Source organism: Streptomyces sp. NPDC050423 (assembly GCF_040655445.1).
GTDB lineage: Bacteria > Actinomycetota > Actinomycetes > Streptomycetales > Streptomycetaceae > Streptomyces.
This window is the reverse complement of sequence record NZ_JBFAJY010000013.1, coordinates 45,244-70,779: the sequence shown is the minus strand read 5'-3', so window position 1 is coordinate 70,779 and position 25,536 is coordinate 45,244. Positions and strand designations below refer to the sequence as shown.

Below are 25,536 nucleotides of genomic sequence, written 5' to 3'. Positions count from 1 at the left end.
CGAGCCGGCCTCTCGCCGACCCGCCGACGGCGGGCGCTGACCGCGGTGTTCGCGGCCGGCGCCCTGGCCGGGTCGGTCCTGGCCGCCACCCCGGCCCCGGCCGCGGTCCCGGCCACCCCGGCCCCGGCCGCTGCCGCGCTGCCGTCCGGCTGGGCCACCGTCGTCAACAGCGGCAGCGGCAAGTGCCTGGACGCCCGGTCCGCCGCGACCGTCAACGGCACCGCCGTCCAGCAGTACACGTGCAACAACTCCACGGCCCAGCAGTGGAGCCTGACCGCGACCTCCGGCGGTTATGTGCGCATCAACAACCGCAACGACGCCGGCCAGGCCGTGGACGTCAGCGATGTGTCCACCGCCGACGGCGCCGCCGTCCAGCTCTGGACGTACGGCGGCGGCACCAACCAGCAGTGGCAGCCGGTCGACGAGGGCGGCGGCGCCTACCACTTCGTCAACCGCAACAGCGGCAAGTGCCTGGACGTGCCCGCCGCCTCGACGGCCGACAGCGTCCAGCTCGTCCAGTACACCTGCAACAACACCGCGGCCCAGCGGTTCCAGGTCACACCGGTCGCCGTCGCGCCGGGCGATGTCGACCTCGGGCCGAACGTGGTGGTCTTCGACCCGTCGATGCCGTCGGCCACCATTCAGGGCCGGCTCGACTCGATCTTCCGGCAGCAGGAGACCAATCAGTTCGGCAACCAGCGCTACGCGGTGATGTTCAAGCCGGGTACGTACAGCAACGACGTCAACGTGGGCTTCTACACCCAGGTCCTCGGACTCGGACAGTCGCCCGACTCGGTGACGATCAACGGCGCCGTCCACGCCGAGGCGGACTGGTTCCCGCCGCAGAACGCCACCCAGAACTTCTGGCGCGGCGCCGAGAACCTCTCGGTGAACCCGACCGGCGGCACCGACCGCTGGGCCGTCTCCCAGGCGGCCCCGTACCGGCGCATGCACGTGCGCGGCAATCTGGCCCTGGACGACGGCGGCTGGGCCAGCGGCGGCTTCATGGCCGACACCAAGATCGACGGCCAGGTGCGGTCCGGTACGCAGCAGCAGTGGATCACCCGCAACTCCACGCTCGGCAGCTGGACCGGCTCCAACTGGAACATGGTCTTCGTCGGCAGCCAGGGTGTCCCGGCCACCAGCTTCCCCAACCCGCCCTACACCACGGTGAACCAGGCGCCCGTGATCCGGGAGAAGCCCTTCCTGTACGTGGACGGCGGCGGCGCCTACCAGGTGTTCGTGCCGGCCGTCCGTAGCAACGCCTCGGGCACCACCTGGGCGGGCGGCAACGCCGCGGGCACCTCGATCGGCATGGACAAGTTCTTCGTCGTGAAGGCGGGAGCCACGGCCGCGCAGATCAACGCCGCGCTGGCCGAGGGGAAGAACCTGCTGGTCACCCCGGGCGTCTACCACCTCGACCAGACGCTGAAGGTGACCAGGCCCGACACCGTCGTCCTGGGGCTCGGCCTCGCCACGTTCATCCCGGACAACGGGGTCACCGCGATGACGGTGGCCGACGTCGACGGGGTCAAGGTCGCCGGCGTCCTCTTCGACGCCGGTACGACGAACTCCCCGACCCTGATGGAGGTCGGCCCGGCCGGCTCCTCGGCCGGGCACGCGGCGAATCCGACCTCGCTGCACGACGTCTTCTTCCGGGTCGGCGGCGCCGCCGTGGGCCGGGCGACCACCAGCCTGGTGGTCAACAGCGACCACGTCATCGGCGACCACATGTGGATCTGGCGCGGCGATCACGGCAGCGGCATCGGCTGGAACAGCAACAAGGCGGACACCGGCCTCGTCGTCAACGGAGACGACGTGACGATGTACGGACTCTTCGTCGAGCACTACCAGAAGCACCAGACGATCTGGAACGGCAACGGCGGGCGCACGTACTTCTACCAGAACGAGATGCCGTACGACGTGCCGGACCAGGCGTCCTGGATGAACGGCTCCACCCAGGGCTACGCCGCCTACAAGGTCGCGGACTCGGTCACCAGCCACCAGGCGTACGGGCTCGGCAGCTACTGCTTCTTCAGCTCGAACCCGGCGGTGACGGCCGAGCACGCCTTCGAGGTCCCGGACAACCCGAACATCCGGTTCCAGAGCATGGTGACCGTCTCGCTCGGCGGCACCGGAACGATCCGCCACGTCATCAACGGGCGCGGCGGTCCCTCCAACTCCTCGTCGAACGTGGCCAATCTCGTCAGCCAGCCCTGAGTGCCCCCGCCGTTAGCCGATCGTCAGTAAAAACCGTCCGCCATGTGGGTGCCCTTCTTGCCTTGCGGACTGTATGCGAAATGCGGTCTGCGATATTCCTTGATCACCCCTTGGCGGGAGGTAGGTCCTCGTGCGCCGAAAAGCGGTTGCCCTGGCGGCGGTTCGTTGATGCCGGCCGAAGAGGGCGAGCCGGTCGAGATGAGGAAGACCACTGCCAGGCCGTGGGAGATCGACGACGAGTTGTGGGCGCGCATCGAGCCACTGCTCCCGGTTGTCCCGCGTGATCCGCGGCATCCTGGTCGTAAGCGTCTGGGCAGTCGCAGGGTGCTGTGCGGGATCCTGGAAGGACTTCCGCAGCGTGGGCGGGGCTCAGTGGTTCCTGTCCGCGTTCAACGGCATCTGACCCCATTTCCGGCCCCGACGCCACCTGATGACCGCATCCACACCGAGCCGAAATCACCATCCGCTTCACCACCCGGGAGCAGATCACCGGTGTCACCGGCCGACTTACCGCGGCCTGAGCCCAGGCCGGCACCCGGCCCCGCCACACCTCGACGCGGTCAGACACCCACACACCCAACAACGTGACAACGCCCCCCGTCGCCCACCGGGGACGTCGACAATCCGGTCGATCTCCATGGCCTGGCGGATGATTCCGCTCCGTTGACGACCGTGAACCGCTTCCGTTCACGCGCGATCCAGGCATCCCCCGGATTCCGCGGGCGATCTCGTAGGGCTGCCCCTGCCTGGAGTGATCTGAATCATCGCGCCTCCCTGCGAGGCCGCCCCGCGGGTCGAAGAGGGCGAGGCGACCTGTTCGGGATGGACCAAGAACCCCCGATATAACGGGGTGTCGTGAGTGCTGCTCCTGGAGGGCGATCGGTCATTCCCGGAGCGGCGACCGGGCGGTCCACGTCAGCCGTTGGGCTGTCTCGATAGCCCGCTCGGGTGAGCTCTGGGGGCCAAGCTGGAGAGCGGCAATTTCAGGTCTTTCCGGGACAATTGAAGTCGCGGATCCGGGCGCGTCGGGCGTCGTGCCGGCGGTGATGTCGAAAGCGGCCCGGCAGGTGATGACCAGCCCGGCGGAAGTGGCCGTGCACTGCCCTTTGGTTGGGCGTTGGACACCGCCCTCGACGTTCGGGATGGCCCCGAAAACAAGGAAGTTGAACCCCAAGTGCTTCCGATATGTGGCAGGGTCATGAGACTGATTCCGATCACTGTGGGGGACCGTGGTACCGCAGAACCGATCCGAGGAAGAAGCGCCACTCGGCCTGGGAACCTCATTGACCGACAAAGGCCGCCTCCACGACGCGATCGAACCGCTGCTGCGGGCCGCCGCGATCAGCGGTCCCGCAGCGCAACGCCGGGCGACGGCGATGGCACTGCTGCGACTCGGATTCGGACTCAGCGAACGGCAGGACTTCGCCCACGCGCTGCGAGTCGACCTTCGGGCGGCGGCGATCTTCACCGAGCTCGGGGATGTTGAACAGGAACTGCAGTGCCGCATCCTCACAGGCGTCTGCGAGTGGCAGCTCAAGGCGTACGAGAGCGCGATCCAGATCTTCGAAGCGAGCGCAGCGAAGGCGCTCAGTGCGGGCAAGACCGCGGTACAGGCCCTGGCGATGCTGAGCATCTCCTGCATCCTGGTCGACCATCTGCGCCAGTACCAGCGGGCGGTCCCCTACGCAACCAAAGCCGCGAGGCTCTTCCGGTTGACGGGCAACTACGAGCAGGCGGCCCATGCTCTCCGGCACCTCAACGAGGCGCGGCACGGAGGGAATACCTGATGGACCGGTTCGCCCTCTACTACCCGCACATCCACGTCCGCGACGACAGTTGGCTCAAGTACACCGCCCTGTACTGGCCCAAGATGGCACGGATCCGGCCGCCGGGCTACCCGCTCCAGGACTCGCCCGCCGCGCGGGAACTCCACGCCGCGCGCTGGCTGCTCGACTTCGAGCCGCCCAGTCGGGCCGCCGACGAAGTCGCCGAGCCGTTCCTGGAACTGCTTCACGAACACGGCGCCGCCCTCCGGTACCGCTTCGGCCTCAACCGGATCGAGACCTGGGGCCTGCCGATCGCCGACGCCTGCTTCGGCAGCGGCGGCGGGTTTTCGGCGGGCGGGGAGGAGTCCACCGAGGACAGCCCGACCTGGCTCAACCAGCGATTCGGGTACATCCACGCCGACCGCATCAGCGGGGACCTCCTCGACTCGGCCGTCGACCAGGGGCTCGCGCTCGTCCGCCCGGGCCGCGGCGGGATCTGGGTGGCGATGCACCCCCAGCTGGCCACCGTCTACATGCTCGCGCTGGCCGAGCAGATAGCCACCGAGAACTGCCTGCACCCGATCACCGACCAGACGCTGCCGCACGCCGCCATGTCCGGCTGGACCTTCGAGCGGCTCGCGGCAGCGCTCCTCGGCAACCTCCCGGCAGAGGCTTCCGCAGCGCGGCCGGCGCCCGAGGAGGCGTTCGCGTTCCTGGCGTTCGCGACCGTGATCCCGGCAGACCTGCGGAACGTCCCGATCGAGAAGATCCTCGAAATCCGCGCCGAGTTCGGGCCCGAACTGGACGGGTTCCGGGAGTTCGTGGCCGACCAGGTCCAGCAGCTCGGCGCCATCGAAGACGTGCGGGACGCGGGGCTCTACCAGGAGTACCTGCACACCGAAGTCGACCGCGAGGTCCGCACGCGGCTCAACGATCTGGACGACCGCATGCGTGGCGCCGGCCTCGAAACCGCTCGAGCCGTGGCCAACGTCAGGTCCGTGGCCCTCCCGCCGCTGGCCGCAATCGCGGCGAACGCGGTCGGCATCAACCCTGCGTTGACCGTCCCCGCCGTGGTCGCCGGCTGCATCGTCGGCGCGCCCCTCCAATGGCGGCGCAAGCGCCGCGAGATCGCCCAGGAGTCGCCCGTCGGCTACCTGTTCCAGCTCAAGCGTGCCCTCGGCCCCGACACCCTGGTCGACAAACTGCGAAGGACATGGCCGCTATGACCGGCGACGGCGCCTCATTCCCGGAGGCCTTTCACGAAGCGTTCCCAGGGCTCGATGCCGACCCCAGCCACGTACTCATCCCCGAGCCCGTTGCCGATCCGGTGCTCCTCGCCCTTGCGGACCGGCAGACCCTGCGCCTCGTCGAGTGCCTCATTGCCGAAGCTCCGTCCGACTGCCTACGAATCACCGCGGTGTTCGCTTTGACACTCGCATCAGAGGCCTCACGCGTCCTCCACTCGACCGACCGAGACTCCACCGACGCCGCGCCGAGCCCCGGTGCGCTCCAACTGGCCCGCGAGCTGCGCCGGACCACTGTCCGGCTGCCACGCGGGCCCTGGTGGCGCATGACGCTCGACCTGCGCGTTGACGGCAGCATCGAAGTGGACTTCGACTACGGTGACGAGCCGTTCCCCGACGAGCACCTGTTCGCACCCGAGGACTACCGGGCCGACCTCGAAGCCTTCGACTGGTCGGCGGAGAAGCTCCCGACCTGGTTGTCCGCCCTTGTCAGCCACGGCGGCAGACAAACGCGCAGCCCGCGGAAGGCCGCGGTGCCGGCCGACACGCACGGCGCACGGTCCGCACAAGGTGTCTCGCCGAAGGAAATGCCCGGCCTCACCGAGACCTGGGCGCGCTGGGCCGTCCTGTCGGCAGCGTTCGTCGCAGCCGGTTCCGAATCGGGGCCGCGGATGCAGCCTTCCCACGCACGGTTCGAGGGCACGACACGCGGCGGCTCGACACTGTGGATGCTCGCGGGCGGCCGAGCCGTCCTCTCCGGCGGCGTCTGGGACGCGCCCAACCTGGCCGATGCCTATCGCGGCGACGCGCCGCACCCCGAGCTGTTCGCGGGGGCGCCGACATGGGTCGCCGATGCGCTGCTCGACGAACGGGGCAAGGCTGGTCTGATGTCGTTCTGCTACTGGTGGGAGAGCGGGCGCTGGCTGCGGGGCGAATCACCGAAAGCGGAAGAGCTCGCGACGGCGATTCCCGGGGTCTGGACCAGCGAAACGGTCGCCGGCATCGTGTCGAAGCTGGCCCAGCGCGTTACGCGAGACACCGAGACGGCCGCGCTGCGCCTGGTCACAGCCGCCGAAGGGGGATTCGCCGAGCGCGGCATGCTGGCCGAGGTCTTCGGAAACGACGAGGGCGCCGACCTGGACGGCGCCTACCACCAGCTGGTGATGGCGGGCGTCGCGCACCGCACCGACCTGCCGCAGTTGCCCCGCCACCAGGCGATCGCGATCGTGCGCCGCTACATGCTCGCCCACGACCTGGACAACCCCGATTACCGGGCTGCGGACCTCGTGGCCGACCGGGTGGACTGCGGATGGATGGTCTACGCGCCGGTCCCCAACGGCGAGATGAGGATCGGACGCGGGATCTTCTTCGTCGCCGACGACGAGGTCCTGGAGATCACGGACACCCAGAACTCGTACCCGAACGAGTACGCGAAGGAAGTCGCGCGCCGGTACCGCGAGCGCTGGGGGCTGTGAGCAGGTCAGGGCCGCGGTTCCGCCAGCTCCCAGTCGAGCGTCCACATGCGTACGCGCCCGTCGCTTCCTCCCGAGACCGCGTATTCGCCTTCGGCCGTCAAAGCGAGCTGGCCCAGTTGCCCGGGCTGGGCCTCCACCGTTCGCAAACAGGTGCCGGTCGCCAGATCCCAGAGCCGCATCTCCTCGCCGTCGTGGCTCGAGAGCAGGAAGCGGCCGTCCGGGGTGAAACGCATCCTCCGCGCGTTGCCGCGCTGGCCTTCGAGCACCGCGGTGCAGGCGCCGGTGGCCGTGTCCCACACGCGGATCGATAGATCATCGTATCCGCCCGCGGAAGCCACCAGGCTCCCGTCGGCGCTCATCGTCACGGCCATGACCCAATGCGTGTGACCGCGCAGTACGGCATCGCAGCGGCCGGTCCGGAGGTCCCACAGACGGACCGTCGCGTCGCTCGCGCCCGTGGCGGCGATCCGGTCGCCAGGGCCGAGCCACACCGCCCGAGGCATTCCCGTGTGGCCCTCGAGCTTCCGCAGGAGGGTACCCGTCTCCAGGTCCCAGAGCCGGAACCGCTGGTCGTTGCCGTCGCCGCCGATGAGCGCGCGGCGCCCGTCGGCGGTGAACCGGGCCGCGTCGGGACTCATGCCCATGGGAATCATCCACCTGAGCGACTCGGACACGGCGTCCGTGCCGATGAGCCGGTCGTCGGACATCGAGTACCGTTCCGCGCCACTGCCGGTCGACCAGGCCTTGGCCAATCCGCTGCGACCCCAGGCCATGACGGTGCCGCCATCGGCACTGAGCTGCACCTTGTCGATGCCGGCGGAGGGGCCGAAGCGCTCGCTGCCCTCGTAGGTGATGGTCCGCATGAGCGCTCCGGTGCCCGGGTCCCAGAGCCGGATCTCACCGCCGCCGCTGGTGGCCATGACATCTCCGCCCGCACTGATGTCGAGCGAATGGACGCCCGATCGGTGCGCCGCGAAACTGCGGGCGGGCCAGATCGCACGAATGTCGGTGTGGACCAGTGACCGGCTGAGGGCATGCCATGCGGCCATCACATCGGGAGCGCGCTCGTGCCCGGGGACCTCGCGGGCCTTCCGGAGCGCGTCGAGCACAGCGGCGCGGTCGCCCGCCGCCTCCTGGGCCGCCGCGGTCTCGAGCAGTGTCTTGACTTTCTCTTCCAACAGGTTCAGTACGCCGTGCTTGCGGGGCCGGCACACCTGGAACGGAACGGCGGGGGAGCCTGGCATCCGCCACAGCCGCACGGTGTTGTCGAGCGACGCAGACAGCGCGAACCGGTCGCCTGCTCCCCAGCGGACGTGGCCCGCCTCGCCTCGGTGGCCCCGGAACGTCCGCAGGCACTTGCCGGTCCCCAAGTCCCACAGACGGACCGCGCCGTCGCGGGCACCGACCAGGAGTTTCGCGGCGTCGGCGCTGAGCGCGAGCGACTTGACGGAGCTCCGCAGCGTCCGGACCCGCCGCCCTGTCCGCAGATCCCAGATGCCGATGGCATCGTGGTTGTCGGCGATCGCCGCGACGCCGTTGCCGGTGTCGAAGCACAGGACGGGCTGGTTCACGCCTTTCCCGGCCAGCACCTGCGCGCACTCCCCCGTGCGCAGGTCCCAGAGGCGGGCGATGCAGTCCTCGTACCCGGCCACGAGGGCCCAGCGGCCGTCGGGGCTGAGCTCGGCTTCCGGGAACTGCGCCAGCGGGCCGTGCAGCCGCCAGCGGACCTGGCGCCGGCGCAGATCCCACACGACGAGGTCGACGCCGTGCACATCGTCCTTCCAGACCGGTTCCGTGGCGACGGCGATGCCCTCCTGCACACTGACCGCCGCCCAGTCGAAGGAACTCGCCGCCCTGATGGTCCGCAGGCACCTGCCGTCGGACAGGTCCCAGATGCGCATGACCGTGCTGTACTCCACCGAGGCGCAGTACCTCCCGTCGGGAGTGATCCGGACCGACCGCAGCTTGGCCTTGTGGCCGCGGAGCGTACGCAGGCACCGGCCCGTGGGCACGTCCCACACGCGGACGTGTTCGTCGTCCCCGCCGGTCACGGCGGTCCGCCCGTCCGCGGACACGTCGATGTGGAGCATCGGGTCGGGTTTCCCGTCGGCGGTCGGGTTCCAGCGGATCTCGTTGATCGCGATGCAGTCCGCGGACGGCACGGTTCCGGAGCCGAGCATGTCCAGCGCCTCGCCCACGTCCCGCAGCCCGGGCCGCTCGCGGTCGACGCGCTCAAGAAGCGGCCGGGCCGTGGCGAGATCGCCCCGTTCGAGGTGGACGAGGCCGAGCGCGTGCCGCGCCGGCCAGTCGTCGTCGGTGTCGGTGCGGACGGCGTCGAGGTCGGTGACCACCTCTTCGTCGGTGATCTCGCCGCCGCGCCAACGCCACAGCCCCGAGTTCAGGGTCGCCTCGGCGTGCTGCGGGTCGGCTGTCAGCGCCGCAGTGAACGCGGCGGCGGCCTCCTCGTCGCGGTCGAGGTCGAGCAGGGACAGCGCCCGGTTGCTGAGCTCGTCAGCGCGCAGGTCGGCGGCCTTCGGCTCCAGGCGCCGGTGCCGCTCCCCGGTGACCCGCAGGTAGATCTCTGCCAGTTCCCGGGCGACTCCCGCCATCGACCCCGGCCGCTCCTCGGGGTCCTTGGCGAGGCAGCGCTCCAGCAGATCGGCCAGATCCTGCGGCAGCGGCGGCAGGCCCGGCCCGTATGACTCGATCCCGTGGCGCTCTCGGATCGTGTCGTTCGCGAGCGGCCCCCGGCCCCAGCGCGGCCCACCGGTGAACATCTCAAGCACCGTGACACCGAGGCTGAAGACGTCCGTTTGTTTTCCGACATCCCCGTTCGAAAACTGCTCCGGCGAGGCGTACTCCGGTGTCCGCTCGCCCGCCGAGACCGGGGCGCTGACGCCGTGTGGAAGGTCCCCGTCGTCCTCGGCGACGATCGCCCGGATGCGAACCAGACCGAAGTCGGTGACCTTGGCGACGATGTCGCCGTCCTGTATGTCGAGCAGGACGTTGGCGGGTTTGACGTCCCGGTGCACCAAGCCCGCAGCGTGCGCATGGCCCACACCCCAGGCCATCTGGATCGCCAGGTCTACAATGCGCGCCACGGCCGCCTCCGGGCCGCCCTCGTACAGACGGCGGTCGGCAATCCAGTCGTGCAGACTGCCGCCGCCGACGTATTCGGCGAAGACGTGAGGGACGTCATCATCGACCACGCGCACGTAGTGGCACCCGCAGATGTTCGGGTGCAGCCCGAGCGCGACCCACGCCTCGGCCTCGGTGACGAACCGCTCGCGCTGCTTATCGGTCGCAAACATCTCCGGCTTCGGCGTCTTGACCGCCAGATCGATTCCCCACTGCCGGTGCAGGACCCGCAGCACCCGCCCCATTCCGCCCTCACCCGCGACCCCCTTGACCTCGTAGCGATCGTCGAGAACCTCCTCAATTGCCCTGTCGCCCATATACACCACGCCTCTCGCCGAATCGACTGCAGCTTTCTGCTCATTAGAGACCGAGCCATCGGGGTCTGTACGGCCAACGGCGGATCTCCGAGCAGGAAGTGACACCTGATGACAGACGTGATCGTCTCGGTCGAGACTGTGGGCCATCTCCGGGCCTTGATCGAGCGCGACGGGGCCGTTCGCGTCGCCGGGGAGCGCGCACCGCCGAGCATTCTTGGCAGGGGACACGACGAGCGAGGGATGGAGCATTCCGCATCTTGGAACATCCCGGTGTACCAGCAACGGCCATAGATGGGTCTCCTCAGAAGGGTTGGAAAGTCGTGAGGTGCGCCCTGATCAGGGCGTCTTGTGCCAGCCTCGAAGGGGGCGGCGGTGTCGGCCGCGCGGCAGTTGCCCGGTGGGTTCCAGGCGTCGGCGGGCGGCGAACAGGACGGCGAGAGCGACAGCGGCTCCTGCGGCGGGAAGCGCCGCGCTGGCGAGCGGCTGCTCGGCGAGGTGCCCGGCCAGGGCGGTACCGGCGGACTGTCCGACGCCGATCGACAGGATGAGCCACGCGTACGCCTCGCTGGTGCGGACCACTGGGGAAAGAGCGTCTGTGCTCGCGTAAGCGCGGGTGACCACGACGGTCAGGGACGCACCGGGCACGGCGACCGCGACGCTGGCCGCCAAGGGCCCGAGCAGCGCTACGAGCGGGAGCCACCTGGCGAGGAACACGGCACCGGCGGCGATCAGCCGGTCGGCGGTGGTCCCGGACCAGGCAGGGCGTTCGTAGACGAGGCCGTCCTCTCGGGCATCACGAGGGAATTCCGCTCGGTGGGATCCGAGGTTTGCTTCTGTTTGACCATCGCCGATCTGATCGTTGAAAAAGGATCACTGTGATGGGTGGTTCAAGACCAGAGCGTCCGGGGATGGGGTGCGACATGGCAGCAGACCAGAACAGGCCGGAGGGCGCTGGGGGTGCCGACGCCGGAGATGATCGGCCACTATCACGGGGGGAGGGGGGTGAGCCGACGGCGGAGGAGGAACGCCCCTTCTTGCAGCGACCGCAAGGTGTGCTCGCTGTGGTCGGCGGTTTCGTAGGTGTTCTCGGGGGAATTTTAGGACTGGTGTTCTTGCTTCTTCCGGACTTGCAGCCCGAGCCCACCCCGGAACCCGAGCCTGGCGTGGATTTGGTGGACTTCGACCTTGACAAAGAAGATCGTATCCAGGCGGACGTGGTTAGCGGTGGGGGTGAGCATCGGACGACAGCTGACTGGAAATCATCTTTAGTCACCGTGATCCTCAGGAATAGCGGAGATAATCCCGCACTGGTGTCGCAGGCTGAGTTCCGCTTTAGCGCGATCACTAAAATAGGCTGCCCGTACGGGGCGGGGGGAACTGGCGTGAAGGCCCGGTACGACATCAAGGTTCCCTTCGAGGCCCGCGCCCCGATGAAGCAGGTCCGCAAGATGAAGTACACCTTCCCGCCCCACGCGCAGGAGCGAGTCGCCTTCACCGTCGGCCCGGAACGGGCCTACGAGGGAAATCTGCCGCAAGTCTACGTCTTCACAATTATCCTGCGCCTTGCCGACGGCTCGCATATCGAGATCCCGAAGATGACGTATATGGATCCGTTTGGGCAGGAACCCGCACTCGAAGCAGCAGAACAAGCGATGACGATCGGCCACTTCATGGCGACCGAAGCCTGCGTGCGTGAGCAGGAAAGAAAAGCGCGAAAACTCGTCCGGGGTACCAAACGAGTCTCTCCCGAACTAAAGAACTTCAGCACGGAACTGACCAGGATTATCAGCCGAAACGGCACCTGACGGGTCTGTCAAACGAGCGGGCGGCGTAACCGGGTTTGACGGGTCTTGGGCTGCTTCGGCGGCGATACCGCGCCGTAGGTGATGCGCGGTGCCGGTGCCGGGGGTGCGGCCAGGGGCGACGGGTGCTTTCTCGATTGCTACTGAACTTGATTGGGTGGTGTCGGCTTGATCGTGTCAGTTGGCCACAAATGCTTTGCCCTTCCAAAGGGTGGTAAAACGCGTGTTGCAGACATGCCGCGCTCCGTGGCCGACGAGCTGGTGAAGCATGCCAGGGCATACCCCGGCGACAAGGTCGAGCTTCCCTGGGGTGGCCCTGAATCGGACAGGGAGCGGAAGAAGTTCGGCCTCGTGCTGACAACGAAGTACGGGAACGCGATCGCCGCCCACACGTGGAACACCGAGATCTGGAAGCCTGCGCCGGCCAAGGCAGGTGTCATCCCTCCGCGTGCCAAGGGGGCGAAACCTCGGCAGTGGCAAGCCGCACCGAAGGACGGGTTCCACGCATTGAGGCGCACGTACGCATCCATCGTGCTGGAGGCAGGAGAGTCGGTCGTCACCCTCGCCGGATGGTTGGGGCATTCGTCGCCGGCCATCACGCTCGATCACTACGCGCACTTCATGCCGGAGGCGGGGAAGAAGGGGTGCAGGGCAATCGATAGCCTGCTGGGGGAGCGGGCGGAGGAGAGCTTCGGTCCGAACTCCCCAGATACTCCCAGGTTCGATCCTGAGTGAAGTTTCGACCGTCCGACGCACGTAAACAGCGAGGTGAGAGCCCGTATGTTCACCACCAGGCCCACCCTCCAGGGCACCTTCGGGATGGTGTCCTCCACCCACTGGCTCGCCTCGCAGTCCGGGATGGCGGTCCTGGAGGACGGCGGCAACGCCTACGACGCCGCCGTCGCCGCCGGATTCGTCCTGCACGTCGTCGAACCGCACCTCAACGGACCGGCCGGCGAAGTGCCGGTGATCCTCGCGCCCGCGGACGGCGAGGTCCAGGTGCTGTGCGGCCAGGGCCCGGCCCCCGCCGGTGCCACCGTCGCCCACTACCGCTCGCTCGGCCTCGACCTGGTCCCCGGCACCGGACCGCTCGCCGCCGCCGTACCCGGAGCCTTCGACGCCTGGATGCTGCTGCTGCGCGACCACGGCACCAGGACACTCGCCCAGGTACTGCGGTACGCCATCGGCTATGCCGAGGACGGGCACGCGCCCGTGGACCGGGTCGGCCGGACCGTCGAGACCGTCCGCGAGCTGTTCGAGAACGAGTGGCCGTCCTCCGCCGCCGTGTACCTGCCCGGCGGCATGCCGCCGAAGCCGGGCGAGCTCTTCCGTAACCCGGCCCTCGCCGCGACCTGGCGCCGGCTCGTCGCCGAGGCCGAGGAGACCGGCGGCCAGGACCGCACCGCGCAGATCGAGGCCGCCCGCGCGATCTGGCGCGAGGGCTTCATCGCCGAGGCCCTGGTCCGCCAGACCGCCGTCCCCACCATGGACACCAGCGGTGAACGCCACACCGGCACCCTCACCGCCGCCGACCTGGCCGGCTGGTCCGCGTCGTACGAGGCCCCGGCTACGTACGACTGGAACGGCTGGACACTCGCCAAGGCCGGCGGCTGGAGCCAGGGCCCCGCCTTCCTCCAACAGCTCGCGCTGCTCCCCGCCGAACTGCCCCGGTACGGCTCCGCCGAGTACGTGCACCTGCTCATCGAGGGCTGCAAGCTGGCCATGGCCGACCGCGAGGCCTGGTACGGCGACGCCGCCGAGGTCCCCCTCGCCACCCTGCTCTCCGAGCCGTACAACGCCGCCCGCCGCGCCCTCGTCACCGGCGAGGCCTCGCACGAGCTGCGACCGGGCAGCCCCGACGGACGCACCCCCGTCCTGAGCGCGCACGCCCACGCCGTCGCCGCCGGCGAGTCCGGCTTCGACGCGATGGGTATACCGGCCGCCGGTACCGGCGAGCCGACGGTCGCCAAGGACGGTGCCGGGGAGCCGACGGCGACCGTGGACCGCGTCGGTGAACCGGCCGTCGCCGCGGACGGCGCCACCCGCGGCGACACCTGCCACGTGGACGTCGTGGACCGCTGGGGCAACATGGTCTCCGCCACGCCCAGCGGCGGCTGGCTCCAGTCCAACCCGGTCGTGCCGGAGCTCGGCTTTCCGCTCGGCACCCGCCTCCAGATGGCCTGGCTGGACGAGGACCTGCCGAACTCCCTCACCCCCGGGCGGCGTCCCCGCACCACCCTAACGCCGTCCCTCGCCCTGCGCGACGGCGTTCCGGTGCTGGCGTTCGGCACCCCGGGCGGCGACCAGCAGGACCAGTGGCAGCTGCACTTCTTCCTCGCCGTCGCCCTGCGCGCCGAGGTCCGCGGCGGCCTCGACCTCCAGGGCGCCATCGACGCCCCGAACTGGCACAACGACAGCTTCCCCGGCTCCTTCTTCCCGCGCGGCATGCGCCCCGGCAGCGTCACCGTCGAGGAGGGAATGGACCCGGAGGTCGTGTCCGAGCTGCGTCGCCGAGGCCATGACGTCACGGTCGGTGACCCGTGGTCCGAGGGCAGGATGTGCGCGGTCGCCCGCGACCCGCGGACCGGGGTGCTGTCCGCGGCCGCGAACCCGCGGGGAATGCAGGGGTACGCGGTCGGCCGCTGACCGGCTCCGCCACCCGGCGCCGCCACCCGGCCACGACCGGGCCGGTCCGGGCCGGACCCCGGCCGGCCATCCACCCGTCATGACCAGGTCGTCGTCACCCCGGCCCCACGTGCTTAGCTGGGGGCATGATCGATGACTTCCTTGCCGGGGACCTGACCGAGGTCGAGGCGGCGGTCCGCGCAGCGGCCGCCGCCGAGATCATGCCGCGCTACCGGCAGCTCGCCGCACACGAGATCGTCGAGAAGAACGGTCCGCACGACCTCGTGACCACCGCCGACCGCCTCGCCGAGGAACACCTCACCGCCTCCCTGAGCCGGCTCCTGCCCGGATCGGTGGTCGTCGGTGAGGAGGCGGTCCACGCCGATCCGAAGGTGTACGAGGCACTGAGCGGCGAGGCGCCCGTCTGGATCGTCGACCCGGTCGACGGCACCCGCCAGTTCGTGCGCGGTGAGCCCGGCTTCTGCACCCTGGTCGCCCTCGCGCACCACGGCGAGACCCTGGCCTCCTGGACGTACGCCGCCGCCCTGGACGAGATGGCCGTGGCCGTCCGGGGCCGGGGCGCGACACTCAACGGTGCGCCCCTGCACGCCGGTTCGCCCGCGCCCGGCACGGTCCTGCGAGTGGCGATGTCGCACCCCGACTACACCACCGATGCCCAGAAGCGCGCACTGCTGGGGCTGCGCACCGAGGGCATCGACGCCCGCCCCTGCGGCTCGGCCGGTCTCGAATACCTCGGCGTTGCCCGCGGCGACGCGGAGGCGGTCGCCTTCAACTGGGAGTTCGCCTGGGACCACGCGGCGGGCCTCCTGCTGGTCACCGAGGCGGGCGGCGCCCAGGCCACGCTGTCCGGTGTCCCGTTCCGTATCGCCGGGGGCAACGACCTGCCCTTCACGGCTGCCCGCGACCGGGCGACGGCCGACATCGTCCTGGCCGCGCTGCGCGCCGGAGGCTGAGCGGACGGGGCGGCGAGGCAGGCGCGGGCCTCGCCGCGACCGTCCCGTTGCGTCACGGCCGTCCAGCGGGACTGGGCGGGTTCCCCTCAGTTCACGCTTGTACCATGCTTGACCAGGCAGAACGGGTGCCCTGCGGGGTCGGCGTAGATACGCCACGGCCGCCCGGACCCGGCGCCGTCGTCGAGTACGGCGGCACCGGCCGCCAGCACCTCGGACTCGGCCGCGTTCAGGTCGGGGACCCCGAAGTCCAGATGGAACTGCTGCGGGCGCTCCGGATCGGGCCACCGCGGCGGCCGGTGGTCCGCCACCCGCTGGAAGGCGAGCACCAGCCCGGCAGCGGTGTGCAGCGTCGCCCAGTTCTCGTCGAGCGCCCACCGGCGGTCCACCCGGTTCACGCGCCCGCCGAGCAGCGAGTGGTAGAACCCGGCGAGACGGGCGGGGTCGGGGCAGTCGAGCACCACGCACTGCAGTTCGGCGATCATGGCGGAATCGTAGGGCCTGTCCGACGGCTCAGGCGCGGTCGGAGTCCGGGGCGGACGTACCGGCCAGGACCGCCCGTACGTCATTCACTACCTCCGCGGCCGTTTCCACCGCCGCGGCGTCCAGCCCCCGCAGCGCCTCGCCGGCCCGGTCCGCGAAGTCCGCCGGCGTGTCCGGCAGGGCGGCGGCCGCAGTCAGCGCGCCCTTCTCGTTGAGGCACCAGGTGCGGTGATGGGCGTGCAGCGACTGGGCGAGGATGCCGAACGCCCGGGACAGGCAGAGCGAGACATGGAGCCGGTCGCCGGAAGGAGCCGACTTGCGGGCCGACGCCACCGAGAACTCCGCCTCCCAGGCCGCGTCGGCGAGGGCCGTGCGCAGCGGCTCCGGATAGTCGCGCGTCTCGGCCTGAAGCTCCGTCAATTCCCCTTGTGCGTCAGCGAGTACGCGCCCGAGAGCGACTTCGCCCGGATAGGCGGGGGACCAGAAGCCGAGCGGGTGGCCCGGCTGGACGCCCACCTCGTAGCGCCCCTGTCGGCAGTCGGACCAGACCGCCTCGACCCGGTCCAGATCGCGCAGGATCCAGTCCACCGGCGTGCCGTCCACCCGGAGCCAGGCCCCGCCGTTGACCCACGGCCCCCAGCCGCCGGGCCCGGCCACCTCGACCGGCGAACCCTGCACCTCACGGGCCAGTGCGGTCAGCGCGGCCAGGTCCGGGACGCCGCGGTAGTAGAGGCCCAGATCCCAGTCGGAGTCCGGGCGGTGGGTGCCCCGGGCCCGGCTGCCGCCCAGGACGACGGCCCGGATCCCGGGCACGGCGACGAGCCGTTCGGCCATGGCGCCGATCGACCGGTACGGCCCGGAATCCTCCGGGGCCGCCCCGGAGCCGGGGAGCGGTGTGGGGCGCGGCGGCCGCGCCGGGTTCGCAGTGGTCATCGAGCGGGAACCCTACCCGCGCCCGGAGCGCCGGCGCCTGCGAATACCCTGGGGACTCCGACCGTCGGCTGACAAAGGAGTCCGAAGGTGCCGTCGATGCTTGACGCAGTCGTCGTGGGGGCAGGCCCCAACGGGCTGACCGCCGCAGTCGAACTGGCCCGCCGCGGCTACGCCGTGGAGGTCTTCGAAGCCGGGCGGACCGTCGGCGGCGGAGCCCGCACCGAGGAGCTGACCCTCCCCGGCTTCCGCCACGACCCCTGCTCGGCGGTCCACCCGCTGGGCATCGGCTCGCCCGCCTTCGACGCGATGCCGCTCGCCCGGCACGGCCTGGAGTGGCTGCAGCCCCGGCTGGCCCTCGCCCACCCGTTCCCGGACGGGTCCGCCGCCGTGCTGGCCGCTTCGGTGGGGGAGAGCGCCATGTCGCTCGGACCGCGTGACGCGGGGGCGTACCGCAGACTCCTCGCACCGTTCCTCGGCCATTGGGACAGCCTCGCCCAGGACTTCCTGCGCACCCCGTGGGACGGGCTGCCGCACGACCCGTACCGCTGGGTGCGCTTCGGTCTGGACGCCATCCAGCCCGCCACGCTCCTGTCCCGCCGCTTCAGCGGCGAGAAGGCGCGCGGCCTCTTCGCCGGACTGGCCGCCCATGCCATAGCCCCCACCAGCGGTGTCGCGACCGGCGGAATCGCGCTGCTCTTCGCCCTGGCCGCGCACGAGAAGGGCTGGCCGGTGCCGCGCGGCGGCTCCCAGGCCATCTCCGACGCCCTCGCCTCGTACCTGCGGGAACAGAGCGGTGTCATCCACACCGGTACGGAGGTCAAGCGCCTGGACGAACTCCCGCCGGCCCGCGCCTACATCTTCGACACCTCGCCGACCGCACTGGCCCGGATCGCCGGACTGGGCAACGCCTATCGGGGCTACCGCTACGGCGCGTCCTGCTTCAAGATCGACTACGCCCTGTCGGGCCCCGTCCCCTGGACCGCCGATGAGGCCCGCCGGGCGGGCACGGTGCACATCGGCCCCACGGCCGGCGAGATCGATTCCGCCCTGCACGCCGCGGTCACCGGCCACGACCCGAGTGTGCCGTTCCTGATCACCGCCCAGCCCAGCCTCGTCGACCCGTCCCGCGCCCCCGAGGGCAAGCAGGTGTTCTGGGTGTACGGACACGTCCCGGCAGGCTGGGAGGGCGACGCCACCGAGGTCATCGAACGCCAGCTGGAGCGCTTCGCCCCCGGCTTCCGTGACCTGGTGCTCGCCCGCGCGGTGACGGGACCTCCCCAGCTCGCCGCGCGCAACGCGAACTACGTGGACGGGGACATCGCCTGCGGTGCCTTCTCGGGGCTGCAGACGGTGATCCGCCCCAGGCTCGCCCGGGTGCCGTACGCGACGGCGCATCCGGCGGTCTTCATCTGCTCGTCGGCGACTCCGCCCGGACCGGGTGTGCACGGCATGTCCGGACACCACGCGGCGAAGGCGGTATGGCGCCGGCTGCGGGAGTCGGGTCCGTCCCGCAGGTGACCCTCCGGCTCATGGGCGGTGCGGGTCCGCGAGGGCGAGGAAGCGGGAATCGGCGTCGTCGTGCCTGACGAGGCGCCGGCCGGCCCTGCGCGGGAGACGGGCGCGTCCGGTGCGGGCGGCGGCGCCGGGCATCGCCTGTGTCACGTCGACGCCCAGCACCGCGCCGTGCCCGCCCACCGCGGGGAGAAAACCGCCCCATGCCTGGCATCCGCACCAGTCTGATTCATCTCACAGCGCCGGTCCAGCGCGTGTGCGGCGAGCGTTACCGCCCATGATCCGCCCGGGTCACACCGGCGTAATGGGCCATTCGTACCGTCGGGGCCACGATCCGATCCACGGGAAGGTCCCCCGGTGCCCCCAGAGAGCTCGTCGGCCGCCGTCACTCCGGTACGGACGGTCTGCTCGTACTGTGGGGTGGGCTGCGGCATGGTGCTCGACATCGGCTCCGGCCCCGACGGCCACCGCAAGGTCCTCAAAGCGTCCGGCGACAAGGCCCACCCCGCGAACTTCGGCCGGCTGTGCACCAAGGGCGCGACGACCGCCGACATGCTCGCCGCGCCCGGACGGCTGACCACCGCACTGATACGTCCCGAGCGTGGCGCCGAGCCCGTACCGGCAGCCGTGGACGAGGCGATCACCGAAACGGCGCGACGGCTGCGGGCGGTCATCGACGAGCACGGACCGGACGCCGTCGCCTTCTACGTGTCCGGGCAGATGAGCCTGGAGGCCCAGTACCTCGTCAACAAACTCGCCAAGGGCTTTGTCCGGACCAACCGGATCGAGTCCAACTCGCGGCTGTGCATGGCGAGTGCGGGCAGCGGCTACAAGCTCTCCCTGGGCGCCGACGGCCCGCCCGGCTCCTACCAGGACTTCGAGAAGGCGGACGTCTTCCTCGTCATCGGCTCCAACATGGCCGACTGCCACCCGATCCTCTTCCTGCGCATGATGGAACGGGTGAAGGCGGGCGCCGGACTGATCGTCGTCGACCCGCGCCGTACCGCCACCGCCGACAAGGCCGGTCTCTTCCTCCGGATCAGACCCGGAACCGACCTGGCGCTCCTGAACGGCCTGCTGCACCTCCTCCACGAGAACGGGCACACGGACACCGCGTTCATCGCCGGGCACACCGAGGGCTGGGAGGCGATGCCCGAGTTCCTGGCGGACTACCGGCCCGCCGCCGTCGCGGAGATCACCGGCATCCCGGAGGCGGACATCCGCCGGGCGGCGCAGTGGATCGGCGGCGCGGGGGAGTGGATGAGCTGCTGGACCATGGGGCTGAACCAGTCCACGCACGGCACCTGGAACACCAACGCCCTGATCAACCTGCATCTGGCCACCGGGGCGATCTGCCGCCCCGGCAGCGGACCCTTCTCGCTCACCGGCCAGCCCAACGCCATGGGCGGTCGCGAGATGGGCTACATGGGGCCCGGTCTGCCGGGGCAGCGGTCGGTGCTCGTGGACGAGGACCGCGCCTTCGCCGACGACCTCTGGGGCCTGGCACCCGGCACCGTGCGCAAGGACGGCTCGGGCGAGGGAACCGTCGACATGTTCCAGCGGATGGCGGCTGGCGAGATCAAGGCCTGCTGGATCATCTGCACCAACCCCGTCGCCTCCGTCGCCAACCGCCGGACCGTCATCGAAGCCCTGGAGAAGGCCGAACTCGTCATCACCCAGGACGCGTTCGCGGACACCGAGACCAACGCCCACGCCGACGTCATGCTGCCCGGCGCACTGTGGAGCGAGAGCGAGGGCGTACTGATCAACAGCGAACGCAACCTCACCCTCGCCCGCCAGGCCGTGGACCCTCCCGGTGAGGCGCTCGCGGACTGGCGGATCATCGCGCGGATCGCCTGCGAGCTGGGATACGCCGACGCCTTCACGTACAACAGCGCCGAGGACGTCTTCGAGGAGCTCAAGCGCGCCGCGAATCCGCGCACCGGCTACGACCTGCGCGGGGTGACGTACGAACGGCTGCGCACCACGCCCGTGCAGTGGCCCGCCCCGTCGGCCGACGGTCCCGACCGCAACCCGATCCGCTACCTCGCCGAGGACGGCCGTCCGGTGTTCCCGACGGCGAGCGGACGCGCCGTCTTCTTCGCGCGCCCGCACGTCCCGGCCGCGGAGATGCCGGACGACGACTACCCGTTCGTTCTCAACACCGGCCGCCTGCAGCACCAGTGGCACACCCTCACCAAGACCGGGAAGGTCGCCCGGCTCAACAGGCTCGATCCGGCCCCGTTCGTCGAACTGCATCCCGAGGACGCGGGGCGGCTCGGGATCGCCGAGGGCGACTCGGTCGAGGTCGCGTCCCGGCGTGGCCGGGCCGTGCTCCCGGCCGTGGTCACGGACCGGGTGCGGCCGGGCTGCTGCTTCGCGCCCTTCCACTGGAACGACCTGTTCGGCGAGTACCGCTGCGTCAACGCGGTGACCAGCGACGCCGTGGACCCGGTCTCCTTCCAGCCGGAGTTCAAGATGTGCGCGGTGACCCTCTCGAAGGTCGCCCCCGCGCCCGGTGCCTCCCGGGCGCCCGGTGCCGCCCCCGCCGAGGAGCCGGCGCCGCTCCTGCCGGCCGCCGCCGCGCCCGGCGCAGCGGCCGTGCTGGGGCTGGAGAACACGCCGCCGCCCGTGCTCGCGGAGCACGAACGCCAGTACCTGGCCGGGTTCCTCGCCGGACTTGCGTCGGGCCCGCCCGGCGTTCCCGTCCTGCCGCCCGGCGCGCCGTTCACCGGGGAGCATGCGCGGTGGGTGAACGGCGTCCTCGCCGGGATGTACTCACGTGCTCCGCGGACCGCGCGGGAGCCCGCTGCGACGGCCCCCTCCGCCGGCCGCGAGGTGGTCGTCCTGTGGGCCTCGCAGACCGGCAACGCCGAGGAGTTCGCCACGGCCGCTGCCGACCGGCTGACCGCGACCGGACACCGGGCCAGGCTCGTCGGCATGGACGACGCGGACCCGCGGGCCCTGCCGACCGCCGCCGACCTCCTGCTGATCACCAGCACCTTCGGCGACGGTGACGCCCCCGACAACGGCTCCGGGTTCTGGGCGGCCCTGACCGCCGCCGACACCCCGCCCCTGGACGGCAGACGGTACGCCGTCCTGGCGTTCGGCGACTCCTCGTACGACGACTTCTGCGGCCACGGCCGGCGTCTGGACCGGCGCCTCGACGAGCTGGGGGCGGTCCGGCTGGCCCCGCGCTCCGACTGCGAACCCGACTACGAGCCCTCCGCCCTGGCCTGGCTGGACCAGGTCCTCGCCGGCCTCACCGCACAGCCGGCGACCGCCTCCCCGCCGCCCGCCGCTCCTTCCGCCCCTGCCCCCGCCGCCGCGCCGGTGCGCGGCGCCAGGCCGGTGCCCGTCGCCGCCCGGCTGGTCGGGAACCGGCTCCTCGGCCTCCCCGGCGCGGCCAAGGAGGTCCGCCGGTTCACCTTCGACACCCGGAGCGCAGACGGCCCACTCGACTACGAGGCCGGCGACGCCCTCGCCGTACACCCCGTCAACAGCCCGGACCTGGTGAGCGAATGGCTGACCGTCACCGGTCTCGACCCCGAAACCACAGTCGACGTCACCGGCCTCGGCGCGATCGGGCTGTCCGACGCACTGCACCGCCACCTGGACATCACCGGGCTCACCCCCGCCCTGCTCGGGTTCATCACCGAGCGCACCGGCGACAGAGCCCTGAAGAAGATGCTGCGCCCCGACAACAAGGGCGAACTCGCGCGCTGGTCCTGGGGCCGCCAGGCCGTCGACGTCCTCGCCGAGTACCCGGTCCGTGCCACGCCGCAGGAATGGGCCGGCGTCCTCAAACGGCTCCAGCCCCGCCTGTACTCGATATCGTCCAGCCCGCTCACCGACCCCCACCAGGTGTCCCTGACCGTCTCCGTCGTCCGCTACGAGAACCCGCACGGCCGCCCCCGCAACGGGGTGTGCTCAGCCTTCCTCGCGGACGCGGCCCCCGACGCCCCGGTGCCGGTCACCGTGCGGCGGGCCCCGCACTTCCGGCCTCCGGCGGGCCCCGACACCCCGATGGTGATGGTCGGCCCGGGGACCGGAGTCGCTCCGTTCATCGGCTTCCTGGAGGAGCGCCGGGCTCGCCGCCATCGCGGCCCCAACTGGCTCTTCTTCGGCGAACAGCACCGAGCCACCGACTTCTACTACGAGGAGGAGCTGACGGCCTTCCTCGCCGACGGGACCCTCACCCGGCTGGACACCGCCTTCTCGCGCGACCAGCGTGCCAAGGTCTACGTACAGGACCGGATGCGCGAACACGGCGCCAGGCTCTGGTCCTGGCTCCGGGACGGCGCCCACTTCCACGTCTGCGGCGACGCCGCGCGCATGGCCGAGGACGTCGACCGGGCGCTGCGCGACATCGTCGTCGCACACGGCGGTCTCGATCACGACGGAGCGGCTCTGTACGTCAAGCAACTGGCCGCCGACAAGCGGTACGTCCGCGATGTCTACTGACCGGTGCGGGCGGAGTGGGCGCCGGGAGCCCCGGACCGCTCGCCCTCAGGCGGTCCGCGCCGGTCCGGCTCCCTCGACATCGAAGGTCACCTCGTCCTCGTAACACCACCACCAGGTCTCGCCCGGCTCGTAGGAGCGGATGAGCGGGTGCCCGGTGGTGGAGTGGTGCGCGGTGGCGTGCTTGTTGCGGGACGAGTCGCAGCATCCGACGTGTCCGCAGGTCGGGCACTCGCGCAGATGCACCCAGGTGTCGCCCTTCGCGACACATTCCGTGCAGGAGTCGGCACTGTCCGGGGTGACCTGCCGCACCTGGTCCAGGTGGGAGCAGATCGGTGTCGCCTGTGCGTCCGTCATCGTCGGGCCTCCTTCTCGTCGCTCGCCGCAGCGGCCCCGCCCTGTCCCATTCTCGTGCGAAGTCCGGAACGGGGCGAGAGGAGGCCGGGATCGCGCAGGTGCGGGTGGCTCGGGGCTGATGTCGGATTCTCGCCAGCCCCGGCCCGGCCGGGTGCCCCATGCTTGAACCATGCACACCGACACCGAGCGCTGCGTGCGGGCTGTCCGGTCCAAGGACGCCCGTTTCGACGGCTGGTTCTTCACCGCGGTCCTGACCACCGGGATCTACTGCCGGCCGAGCTGCCCCGTCGTGCCGCCCAAGGTCGAGAACATGACCTTCTACCCGAGCTCCGCCGCCTGCCAGCAGGCCGGATTCCGGGCCTGCAAGCGGTGCCGGCCCGACACCAGCCCGGGGTCGCCCGAGTGGAACGCCCGCGCCGACTCCGTCGCCCGTGCGATGCGGCTCATCCGGGACGGGGTCGTCGACCGGGAAGGGGTACCCGGGCTCGCCACCCGGCTCGGGTACTCCGCCCGGCAGATCGAGCGGCAGCTCCTCGCGGAGCTGGGTGCGGGGCCGCTGGCGCTGGCCAGGGCGCAGCGGGCGCAGACCGCGCGGGTGCTCATCGAGACGACGGGGCTGCCCATGGCCGAGGTGGCGTTCGCGGCCGGGTTCGCCTCGATCCGCACCTTCAACGACACCGTCCGCGAAGTCTTCGCGCTCGCCCCGGGCGAGCTGCGCGGCCGGGCGGCCCGGTCGGCGAAACCCCCGTCCACGCCGGGCGTGATAGCGCTGCGGCTGCCGTACCGCGCACCGCTCAATCCCAGCAACCTCTTCGGACACCTCGCCGCGACGGCCGTCCCCGGTGTGGAGGAGTGGTGCGACGGCGCCTACCGCCGCACGCTCCGCCTTCCCTACGGGCACGGCATCGCCGCCCTCACCCCGCACTCCGACCACATCGCCTGCCGGCTCTCGCTCACCGACCCGCGCGATCTCACCCTGGCCATCAGCCGCTGCCGCTGGCTGCTGGACCTGGACGCGGACCCGGTCGCGGTCGACGAGCAGCTGCGCGCCGATCCGCTGCTCGCCCCGCTGGTCGACAAGGCGCCGGGGCGGCGGGTGCCGAGAACCGTCGACGGTGCGGAGTTCGCCGTCCGGGCCGTGCTCGGCCAGCAGGTGTCGACCGCCGCGGCCCGTACCCACGCGGCCCGGCTGGTCACCGCCCACGGCACGCCCGTCGACGACCAGGAGGGCGGTCTCACCCACCTCTTCCCGGCATCCGGGGCGCTGGCCGGACTCGATCCCGAGCAGCTGGCCCTGCCGCGCAGCCGCCGCCGGACGCTCACGACACTCGTCGAGGCGCTGGCGGACGGTTCGCTGCGGCTCGGCACCGACACCGACTGGGAGCAGGCGCGCGCCGAACTGGCCGCGCTGCCCGGCTTCGGGCCGTGGACGGTCGAGGTCATCGCCATGCGGGCACTCGGCGATCCGGACGCCTTCCTGCCGACGGATCTCGGCATCCGGCGGTCCGCGCGGGAACTCGGTCTCCCCTCGACACCGGCCGCACTCACCACCCGCGCGGCGGCCTGGCGCCCCTGGCGGGCGTATGCGGTCCAGTATCTGTGGACCGTCGACGACCACCCCATCAACCACCTTCCCGCACCAGGAAGTTCACCGTGACCACAGCACGCACCACCACCGGCGCGTCCCGGCGGCACACCGTGACCGACAGCCCCTACGGCCCGCTGACCCTCGTCGCCACCGACGGGGTCCTCGCCGGCCTCTACATGACCGCTCAGCGGCACCGTCCGCCCGAGGAGACCTTCGGCGAGCCCGATCACGGCCCCTTCGACGAGACGATCCGGCAGCTGGACGCCTACTTCGCGGGTGAACTACGGGAGTTCGACCTCCCGCTGCACCTCGACGGAACCCCGTTCCAGCGCACCGTCTGGGCGGAGCTCCAGCGGATTCCGTACGGTGAGACGCGTTCGTACGGCGAACTGGCCGACATCCTCGGCAAGCCCGGGGCCTCGCGTGCGGTGGGACTGGCCAACGGCAAGAACCCGGTCGGCATCATCGTGCCCTGCCACCGGGTGATCGGAGCGTCGGGAAGTCTCACCGGATACGGCGGCGGACTCGACCGCAAGCAGCGGCTGCTGGCCTTCGAGAACGGTACGCGGGACACGGTCCAGGCGCTCTTCTAGAGCGCGCGACGGCCCGTCCGCCCGCCCACGCGTCGGGCGGACGGGCCCGCA

19 protein-coding genes and 1 pseudogene are annotated in these 25,536 nt (G+C 71.0%); 13 read left to right on the top strand and 7 right to left on the bottom strand.

Going from position 1 to position 25,536, the window contains the following annotated elements; all coding sequences use genetic code 11:
• The first annotated feature begins 78 nt into the window (after window positions 1-78).
• On the top strand, window positions 79-2,220 hold the full coding sequence (locus tag AB0I52_RS12550) for an RICIN domain-containing protein (RefSeq protein WP_363071784.1): 2,142 nt from the start codon (window positions 79-81) through the stop codon (window positions 2,218-2,220).
• A 23-nt stretch (window positions 2,221-2,243) separates the two neighbouring features.
• Here AB0I52_RS12550 and AB0I52_RS12545 read toward each other — a convergent pair whose 3' ends face one another.
• Entirely contained in the window at window positions 2,244-2,474 is a 231-nt protein-coding gene (locus AB0I52_RS12545; RefSeq protein WP_363071788.1) for a hypothetical protein, read from the bottom strand.
• On the opposite strand from AB0I52_RS12545, the pseudogene AB0I52_RS12540 reads away from it, so the two are divergent.
• The 4 genes and pseudogenes from AB0I52_RS12540 to AB0I52_RS12525 all read left to right on the top strand — a co-directional run.
• Window positions 2,419-2,562, top strand: a pseudogene (locus AB0I52_RS12540) (IS5/IS1182 family transposase); the annotation flags it as partial. The gene AB0I52_RS12545 and the pseudogene AB0I52_RS12540 sit on opposite strands and share 56 nt — an antisense overlap.
• A gap of 887 nt (window positions 2,563-3,449) precedes the next feature.
• Complete coding sequence (locus tag AB0I52_RS12535) at window positions 3,450-4,007, top strand: hypothetical protein (RefSeq protein WP_363071653.1); 558 nt, start codon at window positions 3,450-3,452, stop codon at window positions 4,005-4,007.
• Window positions 4,007-5,212 carry a DUF6236 family protein gene (locus AB0I52_RS12530; protein ID WP_363071651.1) on the top strand — a complete coding sequence of 402 codons (1,206 nt, stop codon included), beginning with the start codon at window positions 4,007-4,009 and terminating at the stop codon, window positions 5,210-5,212. The genes AB0I52_RS12535 and AB0I52_RS12530 overlap by 1 nt, the downstream gene beginning before the upstream one ends.
• Window positions 5,209-6,705, top strand: a complete 1,497-nt coding sequence (locus AB0I52_RS12525) for a hypothetical protein (protein WP_363071649.1) — start codon at window positions 5,209-5,211, stop codon at window positions 6,703-6,705. The genes AB0I52_RS12530 and AB0I52_RS12525 overlap by 4 nt, the downstream gene beginning before the upstream one ends.
• A 5-nt stretch (window positions 6,706-6,710) precedes the next feature.
• On the opposite strand, the gene AB0I52_RS12520 is transcribed toward AB0I52_RS12525, so the two are convergent.
• Together AB0I52_RS12520 and AB0I52_RS12515 are read right to left on the bottom strand one after the other, a co-directional pair.
• The gene (locus tag AB0I52_RS12520) at window positions 6,711-10,160 is read right to left on the bottom strand and encodes a serine/threonine-protein kinase (RefSeq protein WP_363071647.1); all 3,450 of its coding nucleotides are present in this window, start codon (window positions 10,158-10,160) and stop codon (window positions 6,711-6,713) included.
• A gap of 336 nt (window positions 10,161-10,496) precedes the next feature.
• Window positions 10,497-10,829, bottom strand: a complete 333-nt coding sequence (locus AB0I52_RS12515) for a hypothetical protein (RefSeq protein WP_363071645.1) — start codon at window positions 10,827-10,829, stop codon at window positions 10,497-10,499.
• A 251-nt stretch (window positions 10,830-11,080) separates the two neighbouring features.
• On the opposite strand from AB0I52_RS12515, the gene AB0I52_RS12510 reads away from it, so the two are divergent.
• From AB0I52_RS12510 to AB0I52_RS12495, 4 genes are all read left to right on the top strand, one after another.
• Window positions 11,081-11,965, top strand: coding sequence for a hypothetical protein (locus AB0I52_RS12510; protein ID WP_363071643.1), 885 nt, complete (start codon window positions 11,081-11,083; stop codon window positions 11,963-11,965).
• A 243-nt stretch (window positions 11,966-12,208) separates the two neighbouring features.
• Entirely contained in the window at window positions 12,209-12,697 is a 489-nt protein-coding gene (locus AB0I52_RS12505; protein WP_363071641.1) for a hypothetical protein, read from the top strand.
• Window positions 12,698-12,742: 45 nt separating this feature from the next.
• Window positions 12,743-14,608 (top strand): gamma-glutamyltransferase, encoded by a 1,866-nt coding sequence (locus AB0I52_RS12500; protein WP_363071639.1) that lies wholly within the window; start codon window positions 12,743-12,745, stop codon window positions 14,606-14,608.
• A 125-nt stretch (window positions 14,609-14,733) separates the two neighbouring features.
• A complete protein-coding gene (locus AB0I52_RS12495) occupies window positions 14,734-15,561 on the top strand; it encodes an inositol monophosphatase family protein (RefSeq protein ID WP_363071637.1) in 828 nt (275 codons plus the stop codon).
• 86 nt (window positions 15,562-15,647) lie between these two features.
• Here AB0I52_RS12495 and AB0I52_RS12490 read toward each other — a convergent pair whose 3' ends face one another.
• Both AB0I52_RS12490 and AB0I52_RS12485 read right to left on the bottom strand, forming a co-directional pair.
• On the bottom strand, window positions 15,648-16,043 hold the full coding sequence (locus tag AB0I52_RS12490) for a VOC family protein (protein ID WP_363071635.1): 396 nt from the start codon (window positions 16,041-16,043) through the stop codon (window positions 15,648-15,650).
• A gap of 28 nt (window positions 16,044-16,071) precedes the next feature.
• A complete protein-coding gene (locus AB0I52_RS12485; RefSeq protein WP_363071782.1) occupies window positions 16,072-16,875 on the bottom strand; it encodes a nucleotidyltransferase domain-containing protein in 804 nt (267 codons plus the stop codon).
• 186 nt (window positions 16,876-17,061) lie between these two features.
• Between AB0I52_RS12485 and AB0I52_RS12480 the strand changes: the two genes are divergently transcribed.
• Entirely contained in the window at window positions 17,062-18,492 is a 1,431-nt protein-coding gene (locus AB0I52_RS12480; RefSeq protein ID WP_363071633.1) for an NAD(P)/FAD-dependent oxidoreductase, read from the top strand.
• Window positions 18,493-18,501: 9 nt separating this feature from the next.
• Here AB0I52_RS12480 and AB0I52_RS12475 read toward each other — a convergent pair whose 3' ends face one another.
• Complete coding sequence (locus tag AB0I52_RS12475; RefSeq protein WP_363071631.1) at window positions 18,502-18,669, bottom strand: hypothetical protein; 168 nt, start codon at window positions 18,667-18,669, stop codon at window positions 18,502-18,504.
• A 174-nt stretch (window positions 18,670-18,843) separates the two neighbouring features.
• Between AB0I52_RS12475 and AB0I52_RS12470 the strand changes: the two genes are divergently transcribed.
• A complete protein-coding gene (locus AB0I52_RS12470; protein ID WP_363071629.1) occupies window positions 18,844-22,950 on the top strand; it encodes a bifunctional nitrate reductase/sulfite reductase flavoprotein subunit alpha in 4,107 nt (1,368 codons plus the stop codon).
• Between the two features lie 45 nt (window positions 22,951-22,995).
• Here the strand turns inward: AB0I52_RS12470 and AB0I52_RS12465 are convergent, their stop codons facing one another.
• Complete coding sequence (locus AB0I52_RS12465) at window positions 22,996-23,304, bottom strand: UBP-type zinc finger domain-containing protein (RefSeq protein WP_363071627.1); 309 nt, start codon at window positions 23,302-23,304, stop codon at window positions 22,996-22,998.
• Between the two features lie 169 nt (window positions 23,305-23,473).
• Here AB0I52_RS12465 and AB0I52_RS12460 point away from each other — a divergent pair, with 169 nt between their 5' ends.
• Together AB0I52_RS12460 and AB0I52_RS12455 are read left to right on the top strand one after the other, a co-directional pair.
• Complete coding sequence (locus AB0I52_RS12460) at window positions 23,474-24,961, top strand: AlkA N-terminal domain-containing protein (protein WP_363071625.1); 1,488 nt, start codon at window positions 23,474-23,476, stop codon at window positions 24,959-24,961.
• Window positions 24,958-25,485, top strand: coding sequence for a methylated-DNA--[protein]-cysteine S-methyltransferase (locus tag AB0I52_RS12455; protein WP_363071623.1), 528 nt, complete (start codon window positions 24,958-24,960; stop codon window positions 25,483-25,485). Before AB0I52_RS12460 ends, AB0I52_RS12455 begins: the two co-directional genes overlap by 4 nt.
• The last annotated feature ends 51 nt before the right edge of the window (window positions 25,486-25,536 follow it).